The following is an 18,946-nucleotide window of genomic DNA, read 5'->3' as shown; positions in this document are numbered from 1 at the left end:
TCCTGTTAGGCTGCAGTGACGGTCACAACACACGTCGCGGTTTTAGCGCCGTCCGTGGTTTTGACGGTGATCGTTGAGGTGCCGGGGGTTAGGCCTGTGATAACGCCCTTGTTGGTCACCATCACATTACCTGGGGCGGAGGATGTCCAGGTCACGCCGCGGTTAGTGGCTGATGCCGGGGCGATCGTTGGGGTCAAGGTCAGGCTGGCACCAGCGGCAACGGTGGCCGTGGCTTTATCCAGCGTTACACCGGTTACCGGGATGTTGACGGCGTAGATCCGTACGGGTTTACCGATAATGCGCAACGTATAGGAAGCGGATACGATGCCGGATGTGGCCGCACTCCAGCTGTTTTGACGCACTTCGGCAAGGTAGGCAAAGCCGTTACCGGAAGGGAATACGATACGAATAGCGCGGCGGCTGTCGTCTTCATAGGCATCCATCAGGGAATCCTGGGCAGCATCGTAACCGCTCCAGTTTTTACCAATGGTCATTTCAGACGGGGCTTTCAGGCCGTTTGTCATCTCCTGCTCTTCGGAGCACAGCGTGGTAACTTCAATATCAGCCTTTTGGCCGCCTGTGTAGCTGAGTTCCTTTGTGCTGCACGATGCGGCAAGCCAGGTAACACCAACAGGATTAGCTTCGCTGACTTCACCAGCGGAAACGCTGATCACCGTGCCTTGCGTTTTTTCATACTTACTTGTCATGAGTTTTCTCCAGACATAAAAAAACCGCTCGTAAGCGGCTGTGTAAGGGGGTTGGGTTATCGCCACACCCTGAATTCGAATGAGGCGCGGAAAAGACCGGTGTCGGGTTCGTGGCCGCTGAATAGATGGACTTCGGCGGGTAACAATACGGTTACCGCCTCCTCGGCCTGGGCGCGTATGGCCTTCGCCTCGTCAATGCTGCTGGCGTACACGTCGATCTGCACCATGGAGGCCGTTTCAGCGGTACCGCAGAACACATCACCCCGATTTTCATCGGGAACGGTGTAGACGATCCACGGTGGCTTTACTGCTGGCTGCCCCTCCGGCGTAAGTTTGACGACATACGGGTAAGCCTGCCCGCCCACCAGCGGTTTTAACAACGGGTTAAGATCGGCTTCGGTCATTTGGACAGTACCTTATCGATCGCCTCGTTGACCTTGGCAAACGCCGCCTCTGCCGCCGCCCCCTCTTTGGCATCGTATGCGGGTCGGATAAACGGTACAGGTGCCATCTTCACCGTCCCCAGCTCCACAAAGCGCCAGTAGAAAGCATTTTTCGGGTTGCTGGCCTTCATCGAGTTATCGCTGTTGCCCGTTCGTGGATTGCGACCCCGGATATGCACCCCGGCAACCGCCCCACCATCTTTTGCCCGCATGTTCACAGCAACGACATTACGCGCCAGCTTGCCGGTTTTCTTCGGCGCCCGCGCTCGAACTTCATCACGGAGCACGTTTGCACCCGCCCGCGTAGCCTGACGTAAAACGTTGCGGTTCTCAGCTTTGCTTAACAGCTCCAAATCCTTCGAAATGTCGAGCAGGCCGGAAAAATCCAGATTGCCGCTGATCATGGTTTCACCCCACTTTTACAGAGAATTTCCAGCCGGGTTCCCTTGGGATCGGGGATTGGTGGGCCGGTAATCTCCAATACAGCCCCTTTAAACGGGCCGTTCAGACACAAAAGCCGAGAGGCGGCGGTAACATCGGTGCGGTGACGCATCCAAACGCGGATAGTGGCTTCTGCCTTCTCTGCGCCGGATGCCACCAGCTCGCGCCCGCTGATCGCCTTCACCTCTGCATAAACAGTCTTACCGTCGCGCCACTCCTCCAGTTCCTGCCCGGAGGGTAGTTCCACCGGGACAAAGCTCTGAATGGTGACGCGGTGGCGCAGTCGGCCTGCTTGCATAGCGCCCCCTTACAGCGGAATAAATCGGTAGGGCTCCAGCAGAGCCTTAAACCCGAGCGGAATACTGACTTTCTGTACATCGGCGGTATCTTCACGGTTTTCGTACCAGTGACCGACAGCCAGCATGATGGCTAGCATAACGTCATCACTGACCAGTAGCCCTTCGCTCTGCCCCTCGGGAACCGACTCATCATATAGCTTCCGGTTGGTGTAATTTTCAGCCTTGCGCCGCGCCGCTCCCGCATAAAGCGTTAACAGCTCATCGTCTGAATCATCATCGTCATCAAGACGACATTGCAGGCGCAATTGTTTGATGCTTGGCTTCATCAATGCTCCTTACCTGCAACCTGTTGCCAGATTGCAGGCATAAAAAAACCGCCGAAGCGGTGCAGGAATACGCCGGAATAATGATTATTTCCCGGTCAGCGCCTTGATCGCTGATGCATCTTCCAGCACACAATCGAAACGATGGAAGGCCAGGAACGCGGTCTGATCGTACTCGGCAAAGCGCTCAACCAGGCGTTTCAGTGTCATATAAGTGATACGGCGCAGAATGAAGCGGTCGAAGTCACCGCAGTAAACAAACTTTTTACCCGTTGCCATGCTGTCGATCGCCTGATCGATAACGTACTGCATGCCCAGCACCGACGCAGGCGCAACGCCGACAATATCCGGCAACCACAGCGGGCGTTTATTACCGTCTACCAGCTCAGTAAGCGTTTTCAGCGTGGAATCGTTGAACGCCAGGCGGAATTTAGGCCCGTTGCGGTAGGCAGGATCAATGCTGTGCTTCAGGGTGTTAATGTCCGTCCAATCGAGCGTTACCGCCTTGGCCGGTACGGTACCGGTTACCGATACCTCAAGCCCCTTGGGCTGCACTGGTGATCCTGCGCCGGTACCTTTAACGATGTATTTTGCTTCGCCGCGCCCGATACGCTGGGCGATGCGGCCAGCCAAATACGCCTCGATATCAACCCCGCTATCCTGCAGCAGCTCGTTAGAAACGCGGATGATTTTGGAGCTCAGCTTCTTGGCCCCCAGGATCGCGGTACCAAATTCCACATCCTGCTCTGATGCGGCCGTATTTTCGCCCAACAGCTCCCCTTCTTCCGCCGTACCGTCAGACGTTGACCAGGTGATGTCCTGCCCATTGGATGAGTTCAGGATCTGCGCCACGCTAGCAATACCGCCGTAGGCCTTCATGGCATCAACGATTTTAGCCAGCATCTGGGTAGGTACGGTGTAACCGCCCTTTTCATCCGGCGAGGTACCTTGTGCGCGGAGTTCACGCACAGCGGCGCGCTCTTCGGCACTCAGCTCGGCAAAGCCCTGGCGCAGGAACTTATCGAACGCTGCGGCGCGGATTTCGTGCTGTTTATGCTCTGGGTTGTCTTTGTTCAACTGCTGGCGCTGTTCATTCTGGTTATCATCAACAAAGGTCTGATCCAGTGCGCGCAATTCCTCCTCGCGGGTGATTTGCTCATCGAGCCTGGTCAGCTCATCCTTGGCCTTGTTCCATTCGGTACGCTGCTCTTCCGTCCAGGCGGTATCCCCGATCTTGTCGTTGAGAGCGCGCATATCGGTGGCGATGGTGTTACGTTTTTGCTTCAGTTCGTGCAATTTGATAATAGGCATGGTCTTTCCTTACGCGTTTAATAAAGTCAGCAGGCGCTCACGCGCCATTCTTTGGTTTACGGCATTAGTGAGCGCGCCACTGTCTCGCGCTTCCTGCCAGGCTTTCATGGATCGGACGGCTGAATCAGCCTCCTGATAAGCGGGATAGGTCACCGGGCTTACGTCGAACAGGCGCGAAACCTTGGTGATCTCACGGATCACCACCCCTTGTTCATCCTGATACCAGTCCTCGCCATCACGGGCGACGCGGAAGGAAAAGGAAGATTGGTTGATGTCGCCGCGCTGCATAGGGCTGATCACCAGATCGCGAATGGTCTGGGTTTCCGGCGCCACAATGTTGTATTGCAGCCCCCGAGCATCCACGGATAACGATAAAGTACCCGCCGAACTGCGGCCCAAGATGAAGTTGGGATCGTGGTTAAACAGGCCGCGAACGTCATCTTTGAGCACATCATCAAAAGCACCAGGCTTGATGATTTCGCGAAAGCCCCAGAGCACCTCTGAGCGGCTATCGAATACCGAGCCGTAGCCGATAATGTGCGTAGGCTGGTTTTCTTCCTGCTGGGCGCGCACCTCACCACCGTAACAGCGTGTTTCTCTGTCACTCATCGGGCTTTTCCTCTTTTGTTGGGTCTGTAATGTCTTTGGCTGGGTTGGCCGCATTAACGCTGACAAGCATTTCATCCAGGCCGTCAACCGGGTTCATATCTTCGAAGGCACGGGCCTCGTTTCGGCTCATCCACCCGTCTGTAATGGCAAAGTGGTAGAACTGGGCGCGTTCCTGCGGGGTACCGCGTAGCAGACCAGCCAGGTTAAACCGGATGTAGTACCCGGCATTACGCTCGGCGACAGTAAACAGGCGGCGGTTAAGTTCCTGCTCCCAGTTCACGATCCACGGCATGACCGTATGGCGAACAAACTGGATAGATTGCTGGGTGATGTTGGAGAACGTCGCCTTTTCCAGGTCGTTGATCATGTGCGCCGGAATATTGAAGATCCCGGCAATCTGCGACCGGTTAAGCTTCATCAGGTCGATAAGCTGGGCATCAACCGGCGAAACGGTCAGAGCGTGATAATCCAGTTCAGCGGGCAGTAACAGCGTTTTATTTTCTTGGCTGCGCAAGGCATGCGTGGCCTTTTGCCACATCTCTTTAAGCCGCGACCACGACTCGGCATTCAATGCGGATTTAACGGATACGATCCCCGCAGGCCGCGCATTGCCACCAAAAAAGTTACTGGTGTACTGCTGGCCACTCATACCCATGCCGATCGTTTCAGCATGCTGCAGAATGGGACTCAGCCCCATTTTTTGGTTATTGCCCAGCGCCCGGATGTGGATCATGTCGTGGGGGTTAATGGCAAAGCTGCCCTCTTCGTTGTATACCCCGTAAGTGTACCGACCACCGGTATTGAGCAACGTGGTTTGCCATGGCATGCAGGCTTCCAGCGCGGTCACTTCACCCCGGCGAGATCGAACGATCTTTGTGTACCCGTTACCCCACCCCAAAACATGGCGCTCTTTCAGTTCCCGCCATTTATAGCTGGTCTGCCACTCGTTAGGCTCGTCGTGCACCAGGTAAAAGAGGGGGTGATCCCGGCCCTGAATCACCTTATCGCCGGTTTTGCGCATCACATGCACCGGCATCTGCGCCAGCGTGGAAGACAGCACATAGATACAGGCATAAACCGCCGCCAACCTCATGGAGGTTTCAGGGCTGACAAAGACATCACCCGCACGAAAACCCATATCTAGACTGTCACCAGTGATCGGGGTGGCGGGATTTTCCAGCGACTCGCTACGAAATAGAGCATCAAATAGCACGTTTATTCCTCCTGGCCGCCGCCAGCGCGAACGCCAGCATTGAACCGCCACCAGCCATTAGCGCGATCGCGGTGCCGTATTGCAGGTAAAGCCCTGCGACGAGCAAGCCGAAGCCGGCCAACCCGCAAAGGTCGATAATGAGTGATTTCATAGGGTCAATAGTTCTTCGTCTGGGTCGAGAGTGGAAAGGAAATCAACATCGCCACCGCCGTTAACCAACACCCGGCTCATGCCTGTAAACAAGGCTGCGGGGCCGTCAATCTTGGCCTCCGGGGTCGATTTGTTGGGGAAAATGTTATCGTTCTTATCCGGTTTAACGGTAACGTTGCTCATCATCCAGTTCATCACCGGGTGGTTGCTGTGGTGCAGTCGCCCGCCGTACACAAGCGCCTCGATCTCTTTCATCGCCTCGGAGAAATTGCGCACCGTCTGTGGCACCTCCACCAGCGGCAATCCCTCTTCGGCCAGCGCCAGGCTAAACTGGGTGGCGCTCCAGGGGTCAAAGCCGATTTCACGCAAGCTTTCACCGGCTACCCACAGCTGCAATTCCTCTTTGATCTGCCCGTGATCGATGACATCGCCATCCGTCAGCGTCAGTTTGCCAAGCTCGGCCCACTTGCGGTACAACTCAGCCATCTGGCGGGAGCAGCGATCGAGCCGCCCTTCCGGCAGCCAAAACTTGAAGTCGGCGTGGACATGCCCGTTATTGGCCTGCCAGATCTTCACGGCAGCACAAATATCGATTTTGTTCGACAGGTCAACACCCACCCATAACGGGTAGGTCTTCAGCTCATGCTGTGGCGCAATGTACTCACACTTGCCCCATTTCAGCATGTCCATCCATGCGGCCTCGGCGGTCACCCACAGGTTCATGTGCTTGGTGAAGAAGTTATGACGGGCGGAAACTTGCTCTCGGGCTTTCTTGGCCAGGCGGCGCAAATCGTCCCAACGCTTGCAGATACCTAACCCCGGATTGGCTTTCTGCCAGACCTTTTCATCAAAGGGATCATCATCTTTATCCAGGGTAAAAATGATGCCGAAGAAGGTATCATCCTCAAACTGGCCGGTCGCCGCCCCTTGCAGAACCTTGATGGCGTAATCGCGCAGCTCGTAACAGATCCCCTCTTTGTTAAACCCTGCGGTCGTAATACCGAACAATAATGATTGCAGACGTGCACCGGTTGCCGTTTCGAGCACATCCCACACATCGCGGGTTTTATGGGCGTGAAGCTCATCAACGATAGCGCAATGAATGTTTAACCCGTCCAGGTTGTTGGCATCGCTGGACAGCGGGCCGAAACGTGACGAGGTTTGCTCCTGAAAGATCGCCAGCTTGTTGAACTCGAACAGCCTGCCCAATGTTGGCCGGGCCTGTTTGATCATGCTTTTGGCATCTTCGAACACGATCCGGGCCTGCTCACGTGTGGTGGCAGCAGAGTAAACCTCGGCCCCGCCCTCGCCATCTGCGCCCGTCATGTACAGACCAACACCGGAAGACAGGGTGGACTTGGCATTTTTGCGCGCCACTTCGTTGTAAGCGGTGCGGAACCGGCGAACCATCACCGGGCGGCCACTGCCATCATTGCGCAGCACTACTTCACCGGTATTCTCATCAATCAACGGGATGATGAAGCCGAAAATGTTAATCAGAATGAAAATGTGCCAATCCATCAATTCGATCGGCTGACCAGCCAGCGCCCCTTTAACGTGTGGCACAAACTTGTAGAAATTGAGGATGTGTTGCGCTCGGGCTTCGCTGAATGTGATCCCGCGCTCCGGCCCGACCTTGAGATCGTTAAGGAAACGCTGGCACGACAGCCTGACCAGTTCGCAGGCAACAATCTCCCCCGCCACGACGCGCTCGGCGTAGCGAATACCATCGGCAACTTTAGCCATTAATCTCTCGCTTTCATAAACTCAGCCATCGGATCAACCTGGTCGGGACCGGTGGTATTTACTTTTGAACGGCTGGAAGGGGTCATTCCAAATTCGCCCAACATCCCGCGCATGCGTTTCCATACATCTGCCTTCATTGCAGCCTGCGGGTGTGGCTTAACTAAACCCTCATCAGTTTTGTAGCTGTACCCTTCCTGATCCAAAACTTCGCAGTGGTGCCGGTACTCGGTGTAGGCTTCAACCAACAATTCCAAAGCCCGCGCATCGAGCTGAGACATAACGCCGAGGGCATCAAGCTCCTCAGCCATCCGCTTAAACCAATACTTTCCCTGCTTATCAAAATGCTTGGGAGTTGGGGGTACCCCTGATGGGGGTTTTGGCTCATTTTTATTTATGGCCCGTTTTGATGGGTTCCCCCTGACCAAACGTAGATGGGTAGGGGTTTTCGGTGGCCCTGACATAATCGAAAACTCCTATTAATCATCGCTTGGGGTATCCCAAAAAAAAGTTTCTAACCTGCGGGTATGTAAGAAAAGGTAATGCGGCGGTACTTTGGGCGAAATTTTGCAGAGATTTGATCCCCCCCTCTCGGTGATGAGAATTGATGTCATTTGAGCCGATCGCGGCCTGTTTTCGCCCTGTGACATGGCCAGCACAGGCTTTCAAGGTTCAAATCGTCATCGGTACCCCCATGTGCCTTGGGTACGATGTGATCCACTGTGGTAGCCGGTACCGCTCGACCGCTCCGCAGACACTCCTGGCAGATGTGGTTATCACGCTTGAGGATGCGGACGCGGCGAATAGTCCAATCGTTACCGTAGCCGCGCTGGTGCCTGCTCTTGCCCTGTTGATGCACCTCCCAGCCGGTGTTCTGGTGTTCGGTACAGTAGCCTGAGCGGTCAGTGGTGGTATGGCAGCAACCGTGCTTACGGCATGCCCTGGGTATCCTTGGTGGCATGGGGTACCTCAAATAGAAAAGCCCCGGACTATGCCGAGGCTTGTAAATTTCACAATGAGCAATCAATTCAGAGTGATTGGTTTTTAACTTAGTCGATTGCTGAGTAAAATATAATTACAAAAACTAAGCCTTATGTTTTCTTTCTTCTTGTTTAATTCGTGCAAGATCAACAATAGCTCGCGTCCTCTTATTTCTCTCTTCTCTTTCAACATACCAATCATTAAGAAGCGTCTCTATCAAGCGAATTAACAAATCCGCTTCATCAGGCTCAACATCAACAATAAGATTTATATCCTTTTCCATGTGAGCGCCGATATTACCTATACTTCTTATGGCATCAATTGCACTCCAAGTACTGTGATCCACCTTATCCTTAATACCATTAATCTCATCAACCAAGCGTCCTGGCTTTACTTCCCAAAAATCTCTAATCATTCCTTGAAGGCATCGTCTTGCTAAGGTGGCCGCAGCTTTAGGTGACAAATCCCTTATTAACACCGATTCTTTATAATCATCAAGAATCGCTATTGGAATATAGTCTGGAAATAACTTAACATTAGCCTGAGGTTTCAACCTCCATTTATCAACAACCTCTTCGAGGTCATAAAGATTTCCATAACTATCAGTCTCAGATTTTGTTATATAGACTCCAACGGTATATTCTTTACAATTTTCATTAGGGCAGACAAACACTGCCGAATGTAACGCCATAGGCCCATATTTATTTTCATGACTAAAGAAAAAACTGTTGCTTTTTTTCCGCATATTCTCATAAACAGCTACGGAGCCACAGTAAGGACACTCCCATGATGACATACCTATCTCCTTTTCACGATTGGCTAACGCATCATTATAAGGGCTTCATGTTAAGGCTGTCTCTCCATTTATTGAGATTATCCACCCTACTGGAACAGATCTTCAATGCTGATTGTAAGGTCAACGCATAGTTAGCCGCATCTCCCCAAGTATTCCCCTGAAAAAATGGATGCTCACAAGGAATGAAAACTGTCTCAGGAGGGAGAAGGATTACTGGTTTAGGTACCATTTGTAGAGAGTGGCTGCAAGAGCTCAATAACAGCGCTAGGCATATCGCGAGCGGCACATTCGTCGTTTTTGATCGCATCCTTGTATTTCCTCTCGTTGTCACTGGCTTGTTGTCTTAACTGCCGTTCTTGCAGCAACTGTCTGGTCAACAGCACACGATTCTGGGCATCTTGTGTCTGCAACGTAACAATCACCCCAGCCTGTTGAGCTAGATCCTTTAATTGTTGCTCGTTCTGTAACTTCGTCACTTCAAGCCTCTTCGTTAATACAGAGGTACTGATGGCCAAAACTAAAGCAGTCACCAGCAGACCGAGCAAAACACTAATCCTTAGCATTGATAACCATTTCATAGCAGCACCTTACTAGCCTTCTCAAACCTAGCCTTACGGTCATCAATACCATTCAACCCGCCATTGATTGCTTTAGTTACAGCGACAACATCAGAGCTATATTGCCCGCACTTATTGCTTGACCAGAACCAACCAGCAGAACGCATAGCATTAGCGTCCAGTTCCAATAGCTCAGGGTGGCTCACTAAGTCGAGCTTAAGAGCCGTGCCGCATGCGAGATGATTATTCAAGCCTGTAAGCTGCTTTAAACCGCGCCCGCGATATTTCCATCCATCACCCGGAGCTTTATTTCCCATCCGGCCACCATATACCAAGTTTGCTATAGCTTCTTGCTGTGCGGATTGCTGCACGGTACGTCCCAACATCTTGCACTGATAATCGCTCAAGCGCTTTGCTGTTGAGAGCGGGCCAAATGTGCGGAATAGACCATCAACGCTGTAATTGAATGACTCCACCAGCACTTTAAAACCGTTGGACTCATGCCCAACTTGAGCAATAAACATTGCCTGGTCTACCGGCTTGGTGATGTTGAACTCTTTGAATGTAGCCACCAGATGAGGATACCAACGCGCGGCTAACTCGGCGCTGATACCTGCCGCCCGCTGAAATTGATTTTGTGTCATAGCTGTTTTCTCTGAAGGGGTTTAGCCAGGCGCATTACGTTGCCACCTGAAGACCAGACAGCAACACAGAAGCCTATATTGATTAAGGTTTCCGACCAGTTAGCGTTCTGATAATCGCCGGTCAGTATGCGGATAGTTACCGAGGCGCAAGCTACAATGAGCAGCCATGCAAAGAAGGTAACAATGGGTCGATGGGTTGCCCCGTTCCTACGGTATGCCATGAGACGGAAGGCTGTTGCACCGCATGCAATAGCATTGATTGTCAGCAGGTATTCATTCATCTGTCTCCCCCTCGCCGGGTAATATCGTCCAGCGCTTTTGGGTCTGAAGATTTGGCGATAAGGTACATCAGCAACCGTACAGCAACAGCCCCGCCCACCAGCGCCCCTATGGTGTCCCCTACTTCAATGTGTTTACCCGGCAGAACGGATAAGAAGGCTTCGATAACGTCTGCAAAGAATTCAGCAGAAAACATCCCTGTCAGGAACGAAGAAGCAAACATCCACACTTTCTTGAAGTTAGACAAGTCACTCGAAGACAGGACGAAAACCGCTGCCCCTGCAAATGCACCGACTACCACAGCAGGATCAAGGTTGGAAAATACACCAACAATCGTTACGCCAGTTACTGCCGCTGCCGCCGCCCCGGTTCCGGTAATCGGCTCGCTCATATTTGCTCCTTAATGTTTGCTGTTCGCTCAGCAAACGCCGGGCGCAAGAAATAAAAAAAGGCCACCAACTGGTAGCCTTGAGAGCCTGATTATTTTTTATATCAGGCAGTAGTGGTATCTTGGAGGTGCTTAATCAACCAAGAAGGATAGCTAATGTCTAAGAAAGACGATATTCCAGTATTCCCTGTTGCAGGTTGGCAGGCCGGGCCTTTTCCTGGGTATAATGCGATTGCACTGAAGTTTCAGTTTCTTTCTAGTGAATTACAGAAACTTGATGAAGTTCAAGAAAGTCAATTCTTTGCAATGACGCCTGAGATGGTCAGAGAACTTATTTCAGACTTAACAAGGCATGTTGAGACGTTGGAAAAGTCCGGCGTTCAATCCCCAATAGGCAGTAAGCATTAACACTGTATACAGTCAAAATTGCCTCTGAACTAAAGCGTCTGATTTCAAGGGCGCTTTTTTGCTGCGTGATGCCCATTTTCTTCACCTGTGCCCCAGTAAAAGAAAAAGCCACGCAATAGCGCAGCCCTTATGTGTGAAACCACGGACTATGCCGAGGCTCGTTTATCCCTCCGGGTTTATCTCCCTGAAGGTTTGATCAAATCGTTCCTTCTCAAGCTCCACGCCCAGGCCAATACGGCCCAGCTTTATCGCCTCTTTGATGGTGGAACCAGATCCCATAAAGAAATCTGCCACTACATCCCCGGGGCGACTGCTGGCGCTGATAATATGCGCCATCATGGCTGCTGGCTTTTCGCAAGGGTGTTTGCCTGGGTAATACTGCACCGGCGGGAACGTCCAGACATCGGTATACGGTACATCTACCGATACGGAGAAAGGCCGCCGCAACTGCTTGTACTCCCGGCAAAGCTCCTTATATTCCTGGTTCAGTGTGGCATATTCACGAACAAGAGCATGATGCGGCTTTTCAAGTCCAGCAGCTTGGTGCCGTTCGACTGCCTTACGCCGGAAAAGGTGCTGTAACGCCAGATACTGATCTTCGCTGGGCAGTTGCCATTGGCTTTCACTAAACCAGTGGCTGGCCATTTGGCGGCCGGTGGCGGCGTTGATCTCTTTTGCTGATACGTTAAGCGCCTGTCGCGCCGATCTGAAATAGTCGATCAGCGGCTTGAAGACGTTTTGTTTCAACTCGGAGCACTTGGCAGCGTGACCGGTATCTTTTGGCTGGTATGGTCCGGCGTAATGCCCTGCAAAGATGATCCGCTCTGTTGCCGGGAAGAATGCCCGCAGACTCTCTTTGTTCTGGCGTCTCCACGGCCCGGAGGGCTTGGCCCATACGATATGGCTCAACACGTCGAACCGCTGGCGTACCAACAGTTCAGTATCGGAAGCCAACCGGCTACCGCAGAAAATATACATGCTGCCGTTTGGCTTGAGTACCCGCCAAAACTCAGCCAGCAGCGCATCCAGCCAGGCTAGATAGTCTGCCTCGGTCTTCCATTGGTTATCCCAATCACAGCTCTTTACCCGGTAATACGGTGGGTCAGTAGCGATCAGGTCGATGCAGTTATCAGGCAGGGTTTTGATGTATTCGATTGTGTCAGCGTTGACAAGACTGGTACCTGAGATCATGAGCGCCCTCTTTGATAAGCTCATACCGCTGTTAAGCAGCATGGGCAAAGGTTCGCTTGTGACCTAAAAGCATGAGCAACTGGCGGTTAGAGTGCTGATAACACCTAGCTGCCGCCCATTTCACAAACTCCAGAAACGACAAAACCCCGTCAGAGCGAGGTTTCTTTGATTGGATAAGCTACTAACTGCGTAACCACTCTTATCACATTACAACAGCTTTTGCGTACGCGTTAGCATTAATATAATATAAAAATCCAGCAGCTAACGAGATTAGTTAGAATGAATATAATTTCAATTTCAAGGAAGTAAGAAATGACTGCAGAAATCGCCGTTTTCAATAAATCTGCGGTTGCTCTTGCTGCAGATTCCGCGGTTACAATTTCAGGAGGAGGAACTCAAAAAATTTATAACGGTGCGGAGAAGCTCTTTGCTTTAACAAAACATCACCCTGTTGGTTTAATGGTATATGGGAGTGGTGACCTGTGCTCGGCACCTTGGGAATTAGTGATTAAAGCATACAGAAAACAACTAGGTGAAACCTGTTTCGATAAGCTGGAGGAATACTCCAAAGATTTTTTCGAGTTTTTAGAGAAATCACAAAATCTCGTTACAGATGGGATGCGCTCTGGTCATCTATATCAATATCTATCTGAAGGTGTATTCAATAACTTAGTTGAAAAATTTTCATTAACAAAAAACCCTCAGTACTGGAATTCGTTCTCAATACAGACCTTTTTCGCAGATCTAGAAGATTACTGTAACTCTCTACTAGAAAGCTTATCAGACACTGATTTTCTTGACGATTTCTCAGGTGATGACGTAGATGATGCTACTCGTTTCTGTGAGGATGTCTCGCTACGAATCATAATCGAAAAATTTGCTGATACACCTATAGAAGAGATCCCTTCAGGACTAATATCCGTTCTTACGAACGTTTTCGCCGCCATGATTTGCAAAAGAAGTGACGTTGGAAACATTTCTGGCATTGTGATTGCCGGTTACGGCAACGAAGACTACTATCCTAAAGTGTTGTCCTACGATGTTTGCGGTTTTTATAACGGAAAAATACGTAAGTATATCAATCAAGAAAAATGCTCAGGCAACGGAGAGGGAGGAGTAACTCCTTTCGCTCAAGATGATGAAGTAACAGCATTTATGCAAGGTTGTAGCCAAAATCTAATCCAAATGCTTCATGGCGAATATCAAGGGTCAATAGTTAACCTCCTTGAAGGAATTGATAGCGTAATCACTGAAAAAGTGTCTACTGAGCATCTGGATGCTCTAAGATCTGCTATTGTTGAGATTGTAGAAAACACTGTCTCCGATTGTGATGCACGTATAGAGCGATTTGTGCATGAAAACTATATAAGTAAAGTAGTTAACATGATCAAGTTCTTACCGAAACAAGACCTTGCCTATATGGCTGAATCTTTGGTCAACTTAACTGCGTTTAAACGTAAAGTTTCCGATGATAGTGAAACTGTAGGTGGACCAATTGATGTAGCTGTGATATCAAAGGCTGACGGATTTATTTGGGTGAAAAGAAAGCATTACTTCGACAAAGAATTTAACCACCACTACTTTGCGAGGAGTTAGGAGGTCCATAATGACAATGAAGCAATCATATCAAGAGTCTAAGCCTAAGAATGTTAATGATTTTTTTACAAAAAAAATAAAAGAGCAAAATCTTAAAGAGGAAACAATTCTTCATAAGCTGCTGAAAAAAAACATGATTCCATCATAACCATTAAACTCTGCAACTGCGGACTCTAATGGTGTGTATGATCTACCCTATGAGCGATCTCTCTCATAGGGTATTTTTTACTCCATGTCTAGTCTTACGTCTAGCATGGCCAGGCAACCACCGATAAAGCCCTCTGCCGCCTGCATCTTCTTCCGCACAGTTCCATCCGAACACTTCCATCCCCGAGCGATAGAACGTATAGACTGGCCACAATAGTGATGCCTCATAACCAGCTCATGTTCCTCTGGCTCAAACTTAAACAACTTGGCAATGCAACCATCAATTATCAGACCGTCATTGTCGCTGCATGCCTGCTTCCCGCTGGATTGTGGCGGCAAAAGCCCTTTAAACCCAGCCGCTATGCTGGAATAGCCAATACCTTTATTATCACGAGCCCACACACCCCAGCGGGATAAAACCTCATACATATCTCTCATGTTAAATTCTCCAGGTGTCTGGCCCGCATGCCAACTCACCAATTACTCCACGTTAAGAAATTGCGCCCAGCGCAACGGACAAATCAAAAAACTCGTACCACAGATCCACCTGGCTTCCGTGCTCCACTTCCCACCGTGACATGTCACGATGTAAATCATCATGATGCTGGCGGCATAGCGGAATAGTGAGAAGGTCATGAGCCTTGGTTCCCATCCCGCCTTGGCCATGACCAATAATGTGATGAGGATCGTCAGCTCTGGCCCCACAGCAGACGCATGGCTGCGACTTAACCCACTGCAAATACTTCGCGTTAACCCATCGGTGGCGCTTCGGTATCTTCATGAAGGACTGCGGTGGCTCTGGGTCTATCTTCAACACCTTGATTGCCTTGCTGGCCTTTGCCGCCACAACCTCCTGCGCCGCTGGCGTATGAGTGATATCGGCTTCCTTTTTGGTACCTGCTGGTACCGTGTGGGGCTTCACACGCAAGGAGGCGGCTGATACATCCTCGGGCAGAAGATCGGCCAAGTCATGGAGTACGGCCCACCAGCACAACTCAGGCAGGGTTAGCTGGTGGCCTTCCGGTAGCAGGAAGTGACCGCGCACCCGATCGACAATCCAGGCAGCTCGGTTTGTGTCGGCTATTACATCCAGCTTTGGTAGTGTTTGCCCGGTATAGAGGTTGTCGTGGCTCTGACAGAGACATAAGGCGCTATTGCCATAGCGGAGGGTTACCATATGCCGCGAATGCTCACCATCGACCTGGCAGGCTGATTTCTGAGATACCCAGTATTCCAAGGCGTTAATACCACCAGCGGCCCGGATCACTCTGTCTTGCTGATAGAACGGCTGGAAGCGTGGGTCGTTCGCTATCAGTTGATCGGCAGCAGGCAGCGCACCGGATGGCAGCTGACTGAATTCGTGCGGTTCGGTCGATATCAAAACACGCCCGCCGAACATAGGCAGCAGCGCCTTGCCTGGCTTGAGGAAAACCAGCCCGAGCTCGGGCTGGATGATTGGTTTAAGGAGTGCTCTCACGCGGTCACCTCAACCTTACCAGGTACCATAATCACCGACTGATCACACTGGTTGCCCCAGGTATGCCAGCCAGCCGCCTGCTTACGGGCGAACAGCTCAATGCGTGGAACATCCCCCAACAGCTGCACCAACTTCTCGCGGAACACCTCAGGCTTTGCGCTGTGATCCATTCGTGGTGCCGTTACATGCTGACAAATCGATGCATCCAAGCGCGGCGGCAGCTTACCCTTGACGGCAAACAGACAATCTTCGCTATTGGCGCGGGTCATATGGCCCATACCGATCGCGCTATTGCCCTTGTTGCGGTTCGTCTTGTGCCAGGTGAAGCCCTTCATGGTCATTAATCGGAAGCCCCAGGCTTCTACAACTTTAAGTGCCTCGATCGGTTGAGTCGGCACCCACCACATGGCCAGCAAACAAGAATCAGCGGCCAAATCCCAAACAGGTAAACGGCAAATGTCGGCTACCTTCATCGTTGAGTATTTGAAACCAGCCCCACGTTTGCCATCGGCGCACTTGTCGTTATAGGTCCACGGTGGATCCGCATAAATCAGACTGTATTCCACTTGGCCCCCTTCATGGCTCGACGTGCCAAGCGCTTAACGCCGTAGTAATCCCGGCCAAAGTTCTGGCGCTGCCATGCGGTCAGCCAGCCGCGCTTTATGGCGTAGGCCCGAAACTCTCCGCGATCCTGCCAAGTGCGAGCGGCTTCGCGCAGTAGGTACCAGCGACGGAGGTGATGCAGGATCTCCCTCGTTCCTGTGATGAACGTCATGCGGCCTCCTGCTCTACGGCTACCAGGCGGTAGAAATAAACCATCTTCCCGGACTCGGCCCTTGCCATCTGGCGCTCTTTGATCAGGCCATTACGAGGCTTGCTGAATTCGCGCAGCCGGGCGCTAATTGCTGACTGGGTATCTGCCACGCCGTACATCTGCAAAACCAGTAGCTCCAAATCACGCAGAGTGCGCCACGTTGCACCAGCCGCGGCAAGCATTACCCTGGTCTGTTGGCTGTCTGGGTTGTCTTTGAGCATGCCAGCGCGAACCAGGCCACGAATGCCGGTGTTGATACGGTCGCTCTCGAATACGTCCACAGGGATCGTTAATTTTTTCATGATGATGTCCTCCCGGTTTTCGCCCGGATGCGTGCCAGCATCTCTGAGCCAATGCGCTGATAGTCGCCGTTGGTGTCCAGTAACTGTGCTGGAGCTAGCGGGCGCTGTTTATTGGCGATCTGGATAACGGGCGTGGGAATGGGTTCACCTGCTGCCAGTTTCTTGGCCCACAGATTGAGTTGGGTTTGTGCCGCTTTACGGGTTTCGGCCTCGGTGTGGTTGTAGCGGTGCATGGCATTGCGTACATCAAGCACGATCCAGTACATGACAGCATGCGACCAGGGGAAAGCCTCGGCTGACTCATGGAGATCATGCTGGGCGCTGTATCGGTCAAACTCTGCTATCACATCGTCAATCGACGGCAACCCGGCAACAGCCGCGGCCCCTTCCCTGCACCAACCGATGAACTTGCCACAGCTTGGCCAGAAGTCTGTAGCCTGCTGTCGCGCCATACGCATACCGGCCTTGACCTGCTCCAGTGAAGTGATCCCGTTCTCGGCGAACGCCAGGATCCATTGGCGCTTGGCCGCGGCAACATCTTCCGGTGTGCTGAGTGCGGTCTGTCGGGCAGCAGGGAATATCTGCATCAAGTTGGTGAACAACGCATCAACCAGCTTTTCAGCCTGATCGTTCACCACACGGCGTTGTGGCTCTTTTGGCATCATGCTGGCCAGTGCGCCACCATCGCGGTTTTGAACAACTGCCATAAGTTTATTCATAGGGTGTTCTCCCAAGCTTCGGCGCTGTTCCAATGGCCGCCAGTCACTGCGCCGCTTTGAGGATTGGCTCTGAGTTTGAGGGTCAGCTCGTCCCATTTTTCACGCAGTTTCGACGGGCTGAGGACGTTCTTGCACCAGAAGGCATCCCGATTAACCAGGCCGTAGAGCTCGCAGATCTGGCGATGAGTGCGGCTGTCGATGGTGCACATCAGGCGGATCTCGTTTGCCCATGACGCCCAGCTAGGTTCTTTAGGGCGGGAAATCTCGCCATCGCTCTCGGCGGCCTGTTCGTACATCCGGATGATGCGGCCCCAAATCCACTCGGCGCAGCGCAGGTCTTCAACACTGCCCCACTGGCGTTTCTTGGCACTGAATACTGCGGCCTCTGGGTGAAGAGCTAGGAAAGTATCCGCCTCTGGTTCGTCGGGTTGCTCGGCAACCGGACAAGAAGGGTTTAATGGAGGATCTGTTTTAACTGATGGATCGGCTGTACCGGGTACAGGCTCACTCGGCGTTTTTTGGCTGTTCTGTGCAGGGTCACCGTGTGAGCCCTCACCTTGTGAGCCGTCATGCAGTGAGCCTTCACCACGTACAGGCTGAACGGGTTTCTTTGAGCCTGCATACTGTGCAGGCTGAATATTTCCCTCCGCGTAAAGCTTCGCAAGATTCAACTGGTACATGTTCGTGTCTTGCTGGTGCTTGCCCTTACGTTCTTTGCTTGGGCGCTCGATTTTCGTCAGCCAACCCAGCTCAACCAGTTCGTTAATAGCTCTGCGGGTACCGCTATCAGAACGGAGGCTACACTTGCGCATCAGCGTTTTTACGGCAGGCCAGGCCAACCCCTCATCACTTGCATGATCAGCGATCGACAGAAGCAGCATTTTTCTGGGCTGAGTCAGGCTCTGTAGCTCCCAGACCATCGACATCAACTTAATGCTCATCCTGCACCTTCTTGAATTTTCTACCGAAGTCGCGGCGCGGGCAGGCACAATCATGCTCATAGCCTGGACGCCGGAAAATTACTCGGTGGTTCAGTTGATCAACCCCAGTCACGCGAACTACCACGCCGTGACTGTCACGACAGAGCATTTCAAACGGCACGATTACCTCGTTTTCCATTCGATCCTCCTTTGGGCTTTTTCGGGGTTTGAAAGCGGCAATGCTGGCGCGCCTGCGCAAGGCAGTCGTCGAAACAACGCCCTTTGCGGCTGGCTTGTGACATGCGGCGGTAGAGATCCACGCCCTCTTCTGCCCCCCCCCTGGCGACATCTTCGGGAAAGCCCTCGCCAACGAGCTGCGTCACTATGTTTTTACGGATGAATTCGATCGGGTTCATGGGCGGGCTCTTTTAGTCAGGAACTCCCCGTTACCCACAACCCATGCCGCAAAGCTGTGGTTGATAGCCAAC

At 52.0% G+C, this 18,946-nt stretch carries 30 protein-coding genes and 1 pseudogene; 3 read left to right on the top strand and 28 right to left on the bottom strand.

Annotation, left to right across the window (positions count from 1 at the left end; translation table 11 throughout):
- Positions 1-5: 5 nt before the first annotated feature.
- The 18 genes and pseudogenes from KGP21_RS29780 to KGP21_RS12980 form a co-directional block, all read right to left on the bottom strand.
- The gene (locus KGP21_RS29780) at positions 6-203 is read right to left on the bottom strand and encodes an Ig domain-containing protein (RefSeq protein ID WP_371824865.1); all 198 of its coding nucleotides are present in this window, start codon (positions 201-203) and stop codon (positions 6-8) included.
- 57 nt (positions 204-260) lie between these two features.
- A pseudogene (locus tag KGP21_RS29775) lies at positions 261-707 on the bottom strand (phage tail protein); the annotation flags it as partial.
- A 56-nt stretch (positions 708-763) separates the two neighbouring features.
- Positions 764-1,111 carry a DUF3168 domain-containing protein gene (locus tag KGP21_RS13055; protein WP_094981912.1) on the bottom strand — a complete coding sequence of 116 codons (348 nt, stop codon included), beginning with the start codon at positions 1,109-1,111 and terminating at the stop codon, positions 764-766.
- Positions 1,108-1,554, bottom strand: coding sequence for an HK97-gp10 family putative phage morphogenesis protein (locus KGP21_RS13050; protein WP_094981913.1), 447 nt, complete (start codon positions 1,552-1,554; stop codon positions 1,108-1,110). The genes KGP21_RS13055 and KGP21_RS13050 overlap by 4 nt, the downstream gene beginning before the upstream one ends.
- Positions 1,551-1,889 (bottom strand): phage head closure protein, encoded by a 339-nt coding sequence (locus KGP21_RS13045; RefSeq protein WP_223538418.1) that lies wholly within the window; start codon positions 1,887-1,889, stop codon positions 1,551-1,553. Before KGP21_RS13045 ends, KGP21_RS13050 begins: the two co-directional genes overlap by 4 nt.
- A 9-nt stretch (positions 1,890-1,898) precedes the next feature.
- Positions 1,899-2,216: a head-tail connector protein gene (locus tag KGP21_RS13040; RefSeq protein WP_223538417.1), complete on the bottom strand. Its 318-nt coding sequence runs from the start codon at positions 2,214-2,216 to the stop codon at positions 1,899-1,901.
- A gap of 84 nt (positions 2,217-2,300) precedes the next feature.
- Positions 2,301-3,515, bottom strand: coding sequence for a phage major capsid protein (locus tag KGP21_RS13035; protein WP_223538521.1), 1,215 nt, complete (start codon positions 3,513-3,515; stop codon positions 2,301-2,303).
- An 18-nt stretch (positions 3,516-3,533) separates the two neighbouring features.
- A complete protein-coding gene (locus tag KGP21_RS13030) occupies positions 3,534-4,133 on the bottom strand; it encodes an HK97 family phage prohead protease (protein WP_094981916.1) in 600 nt (199 codons plus the stop codon).
- Entirely contained in the window at positions 4,126-5,346 is a 1,221-nt protein-coding gene (locus tag KGP21_RS13025; protein ID WP_202728191.1) for a phage portal protein, read from the bottom strand. Before KGP21_RS13025 ends, KGP21_RS13030 begins: the two co-directional genes overlap by 8 nt.
- Positions 5,336-5,497: a hypothetical protein gene (locus KGP21_RS13020; RefSeq protein ID WP_021805898.1), complete on the bottom strand. Its 162-nt coding sequence runs from the start codon at positions 5,495-5,497 to the stop codon at positions 5,336-5,338. The genes KGP21_RS13025 and KGP21_RS13020 overlap by 11 nt, the downstream gene beginning before the upstream one ends.
- Positions 5,494-7,242 (bottom strand): terminase large subunit, encoded by a 1,749-nt coding sequence (locus tag KGP21_RS13015; RefSeq protein ID WP_202728190.1) that lies wholly within the window; start codon positions 7,240-7,242, stop codon positions 5,494-5,496. The genes KGP21_RS13020 and KGP21_RS13015 overlap by 4 nt, the downstream gene beginning before the upstream one ends.
- Positions 7,242-7,703, bottom strand: coding sequence for a phage terminase small subunit P27 family (locus KGP21_RS13010; RefSeq protein ID WP_094981919.1), 462 nt, complete (start codon positions 7,701-7,703; stop codon positions 7,242-7,244). The genes KGP21_RS13015 and KGP21_RS13010 overlap by 1 nt, the downstream gene beginning before the upstream one ends.
- Before the next feature lie 146 nt (positions 7,704-7,849).
- Positions 7,850-8,200 (bottom strand): HNH endonuclease, encoded by a 351-nt coding sequence (locus tag KGP21_RS13005; RefSeq protein ID WP_223538416.1) that lies wholly within the window; start codon positions 8,198-8,200, stop codon positions 7,850-7,852.
- Positions 8,201-8,323: 123 nt separating this feature from the next.
- Positions 8,324-9,016 carry a DUF4145 domain-containing protein gene (locus KGP21_RS13000; protein WP_223538415.1) on the bottom strand — a complete coding sequence of 231 codons (693 nt, stop codon included), beginning with the start codon at positions 9,014-9,016 and terminating at the stop codon, positions 8,324-8,326.
- Positions 9,017-9,234: 218 nt separating this feature from the next.
- The gene (locus KGP21_RS12995) at positions 9,235-9,594 is read right to left on the bottom strand and encodes a hypothetical protein (RefSeq protein ID WP_223538414.1); all 360 of its coding nucleotides are present in this window, start codon (positions 9,592-9,594) and stop codon (positions 9,235-9,237) included.
- A complete protein-coding gene (locus KGP21_RS12990; RefSeq protein ID WP_223538413.1) occupies positions 9,591-10,217 on the bottom strand; it encodes a glycoside hydrolase family 19 protein in 627 nt (208 codons plus the stop codon). The genes KGP21_RS12995 and KGP21_RS12990 overlap by 4 nt, the downstream gene beginning before the upstream one ends.
- Entirely contained in the window at positions 10,214-10,498 is a 285-nt protein-coding gene (locus KGP21_RS12985; RefSeq protein WP_223538412.1) for a phage holin family protein, read from the bottom strand. The genes KGP21_RS12990 and KGP21_RS12985 overlap by 4 nt, the downstream gene beginning before the upstream one ends.
- Entirely contained in the window at positions 10,495-10,887 is a 393-nt protein-coding gene (locus KGP21_RS12980; protein ID WP_223538411.1) for a putative holin, read from the bottom strand. The genes KGP21_RS12985 and KGP21_RS12980 overlap by 4 nt, the downstream gene beginning before the upstream one ends.
- A gap of 153 nt (positions 10,888-11,040) precedes the next feature.
- Here KGP21_RS12980 and KGP21_RS12975 point away from each other — a divergent pair, with 153 nt between their 5' ends.
- Entirely contained in the window at positions 11,041-11,292 is a 252-nt protein-coding gene (locus KGP21_RS12975; RefSeq protein WP_223538410.1) for a bssS family protein, read from the top strand.
- A gap of 162 nt (positions 11,293-11,454) precedes the next feature.
- Here the strand turns inward: KGP21_RS12975 and KGP21_RS12970 are convergent, their stop codons facing one another.
- A complete protein-coding gene (locus KGP21_RS12970; RefSeq protein WP_223538409.1) occupies positions 11,455-12,483 on the bottom strand; it encodes a site-specific DNA-methyltransferase in 1,029 nt (342 codons plus the stop codon).
- 312 nt (positions 12,484-12,795) lie between these two features.
- Between KGP21_RS12970 and KGP21_RS12965 the strand changes: the two genes are divergently transcribed.
- Complete coding sequence (locus tag KGP21_RS12965; RefSeq protein WP_223538408.1) at positions 12,796-14,079, top strand: hypothetical protein; 1,284 nt, start codon at positions 12,796-12,798, stop codon at positions 14,077-14,079.
- A 10-nt stretch (positions 14,080-14,089) separates the two neighbouring features.
- Positions 14,090-14,227 (top strand): hypothetical protein, encoded by a 138-nt coding sequence (locus tag KGP21_RS12960; protein ID WP_223538407.1) that lies wholly within the window; start codon positions 14,090-14,092, stop codon positions 14,225-14,227.
- Positions 14,228-14,304: 77 nt separating this feature from the next.
- Here KGP21_RS12960 and KGP21_RS12955 read toward each other — a convergent pair whose 3' ends face one another.
- Genes KGP21_RS12955 through KGP21_RS12915 form a run of 9 tightly spaced genes read right to left on the bottom strand, consistent with a single transcriptional unit; the run spans position 14,305 to position 18,874 of the window.
- On the bottom strand, positions 14,305-14,664 hold the full coding sequence (locus KGP21_RS12955) for an antiterminator Q family protein (protein WP_223538406.1): 360 nt from the start codon (positions 14,662-14,664) through the stop codon (positions 14,305-14,307).
- A 52-nt stretch (positions 14,665-14,716) separates the two neighbouring features.
- On the bottom strand, positions 14,717-15,703 hold the full coding sequence (locus KGP21_RS12950; protein WP_223538405.1) for a DUF968 domain-containing protein: 987 nt from the start codon (positions 15,701-15,703) through the stop codon (positions 14,717-14,719).
- Positions 15,700-16,269: an MT-A70 family methyltransferase gene (locus KGP21_RS12945; RefSeq protein ID WP_223538404.1), complete on the bottom strand. Its 570-nt coding sequence runs from the start codon at positions 16,267-16,269 to the stop codon at positions 15,700-15,702. The genes KGP21_RS12950 and KGP21_RS12945 overlap by 4 nt, the downstream gene beginning before the upstream one ends.
- Positions 16,254-16,478, bottom strand: a complete 225-nt coding sequence (locus KGP21_RS12940) for a hypothetical protein (RefSeq protein WP_223538403.1) — start codon at positions 16,476-16,478, stop codon at positions 16,254-16,256. The genes KGP21_RS12945 and KGP21_RS12940 overlap by 16 nt, the downstream gene beginning before the upstream one ends.
- Positions 16,475-16,819: a hypothetical protein gene (locus KGP21_RS12935; RefSeq protein ID WP_223538402.1), complete on the bottom strand. Its 345-nt coding sequence runs from the start codon at positions 16,817-16,819 to the stop codon at positions 16,475-16,477. Before KGP21_RS12935 ends, KGP21_RS12940 begins: the two co-directional genes overlap by 4 nt.
- On the bottom strand, positions 16,816-17,538 hold the full coding sequence (locus tag KGP21_RS12930; RefSeq protein WP_223538401.1) for a replication protein P: 723 nt from the start codon (positions 17,536-17,538) through the stop codon (positions 16,816-16,818). Before KGP21_RS12930 ends, KGP21_RS12935 begins: the two co-directional genes overlap by 4 nt.
- A complete protein-coding gene (locus tag KGP21_RS12925; RefSeq protein WP_223538400.1) occupies positions 17,535-18,479 on the bottom strand; it encodes a helix-turn-helix domain-containing protein in 945 nt (314 codons plus the stop codon). Before KGP21_RS12925 ends, KGP21_RS12930 begins: the two co-directional genes overlap by 4 nt.
- A complete protein-coding gene (locus KGP21_RS12920) occupies positions 18,469-18,657 on the bottom strand; it encodes a DUF4222 domain-containing protein (protein ID WP_094981935.1) in 189 nt (62 codons plus the stop codon). Before KGP21_RS12920 ends, KGP21_RS12925 begins: the two co-directional genes overlap by 11 nt.
- Entirely contained in the window at positions 18,629-18,874 is a 246-nt protein-coding gene (locus tag KGP21_RS12915; RefSeq protein WP_202728176.1) for a hypothetical protein, read from the bottom strand. The genes KGP21_RS12920 and KGP21_RS12915 overlap by 29 nt, the downstream gene beginning before the upstream one ends.
- Positions 18,875-18,946: the final 72 nt, after the last annotated feature.

This window comes from Serratia sp. JSRIV004 (assembly GCF_019968705.1).
Taxonomy (GTDB): Bacteria; Pseudomonadota; Gammaproteobacteria; order Enterobacterales; family Enterobacteriaceae; genus Chania; species Chania fonticola_B.
Note: the sequence above shows the minus strand (reverse complement) of the source record. Positions and strands in the feature narration are given on the sequence as shown.

Bases quoted from the DNA above. Each gene is read 5' to 3' on its own strand.
- KGP21_RS12975 (WP_223538410.1), top strand. From the start codon at position 11,041: ATGTCTAAGAAAGACGATATTCCAGTATTCCCTGTTGCAGGTTGGCAG.
- KGP21_RS13020 (WP_021805898.1), bottom strand. From the start codon at position 5,497: ATGAAATCACTCATTATCGACCTTTGCGGGTTGGCCGGCTTCGGCTTG.
- KGP21_RS12920 (WP_094981935.1), bottom strand. From the start codon at position 18,657: ATGGAAAACGAGGTAATCGTGCCGTTTGAAATGCTCTGTCGTGACAGT.
- KGP21_RS12990 (WP_223538413.1), bottom strand. From the start codon at position 10,217: ATGACACAAAATCAATTTCAGCGGGCGGCAGGTATCAGCGCCGAGTTA.
- KGP21_RS13040 (WP_223538417.1), bottom strand. From the start codon at position 2,216: ATGAAGCCAAGCATCAAACAATTGCGCCTGCAATGTCGTCTTGATGAC.
- KGP21_RS13000 (WP_223538415.1), bottom strand. From the start codon at position 9,016: ATGTCATCATGGGAGTGTCCTTACTGTGGCTCCGTAGCTGTTTATGAG.
- KGP21_RS12985 (WP_223538412.1), bottom strand. From the start codon at position 10,498: ATGAATGAATACCTGCTGACAATCAATGCTATTGCATGCGGTGCAACA.
- KGP21_RS12915 (WP_202728176.1), bottom strand. From the start codon at position 18,874: ATGAACCCGATCGAATTCATCCGTAAAAACATAGTGACGCAGCTCGTT.
- KGP21_RS12965 (WP_223538408.1), top strand. From the start codon at position 12,796: ATGACTGCAGAAATCGCCGTTTTCAATAAATCTGCGGTTGCTCTTGCT.
- KGP21_RS13030 (WP_094981916.1), bottom strand. From the start codon at position 4,133: ATGAGTGACAGAGAAACACGCTGTTACGGTGGTGAGGTGCGCGCCCAG.
- KGP21_RS13055 (WP_094981912.1), bottom strand. From the start codon at position 1,111: ATGACCGAAGCCGATCTTAACCCGTTGTTAAAACCGCTGGTGGGCGGG.
- KGP21_RS12960 (WP_223538407.1), top strand. From the start codon at position 14,090: ATGACAATGAAGCAATCATATCAAGAGTCTAAGCCTAAGAATGTTAAT.
- KGP21_RS12940 (WP_223538403.1), bottom strand. From the start codon at position 16,478: ATGACGTTCATCACAGGAACGAGGGAGATCCTGCATCACCTCCGTCGC.
- KGP21_RS12955 (WP_223538406.1), bottom strand. From the start codon at position 14,664: ATGAGAGATATGTATGAGGTTTTATCCCGCTGGGGTGTGTGGGCTCGT.
- KGP21_RS12995 (WP_223538414.1), bottom strand. From the start codon at position 9,594: ATGAAATGGTTATCAATGCTAAGGATTAGTGTTTTGCTCGGTCTGCTG.
- KGP21_RS13010 (WP_094981919.1), bottom strand. From the start codon at position 7,703: ATGTCAGGGCCACCGAAAACCCCTACCCATCTACGTTTGGTCAGGGGG.
- KGP21_RS12930 (WP_223538401.1), bottom strand. From the start codon at position 17,538: ATGAATAAACTTATGGCAGTTGTTCAAAACCGCGATGGTGGCGCACTG.
- KGP21_RS12970 (WP_223538409.1), bottom strand. From the start codon at position 12,483: ATGATCTCAGGTACCAGTCTTGTCAACGCTGACACAATCGAATACATC.
- KGP21_RS12935 (WP_223538402.1), bottom strand. From the start codon at position 16,819: ATGAAAAAATTAACGATCCCTGTGGACGTATTCGAGAGCGACCGTATC.
- KGP21_RS13045 (WP_223538418.1), bottom strand. From the start codon at position 1,889: ATGCAAGCAGGCCGACTGCGCCACCGCGTCACCATTCAGAGCTTTGTC.
- KGP21_RS12925 (WP_223538400.1), bottom strand. From the start codon at position 18,479: ATGAGCATTAAGTTGATGTCGATGGTCTGGGAGCTACAGAGCCTGACT.
- KGP21_RS12980 (WP_223538411.1), bottom strand. From the start codon at position 10,887: ATGAGCGAGCCGATTACCGGAACCGGGGCGGCGGCAGCGGCAGTAACT.
- KGP21_RS13005 (WP_223538416.1), bottom strand. From the start codon at position 8,200: ATGCCACCAAGGATACCCAGGGCATGCCGTAAGCACGGTTGCTGCCAT.
- KGP21_RS13050 (WP_094981913.1), bottom strand. From the start codon at position 1,554: ATGATCAGCGGCAATCTGGATTTTTCCGGCCTGCTCGACATTTCGAAG.
- KGP21_RS13015 (WP_202728190.1), bottom strand. From the start codon at position 7,242: ATGGCTAAAGTTGCCGATGGTATTCGCTACGCCGAGCGCGTCGTGGCG.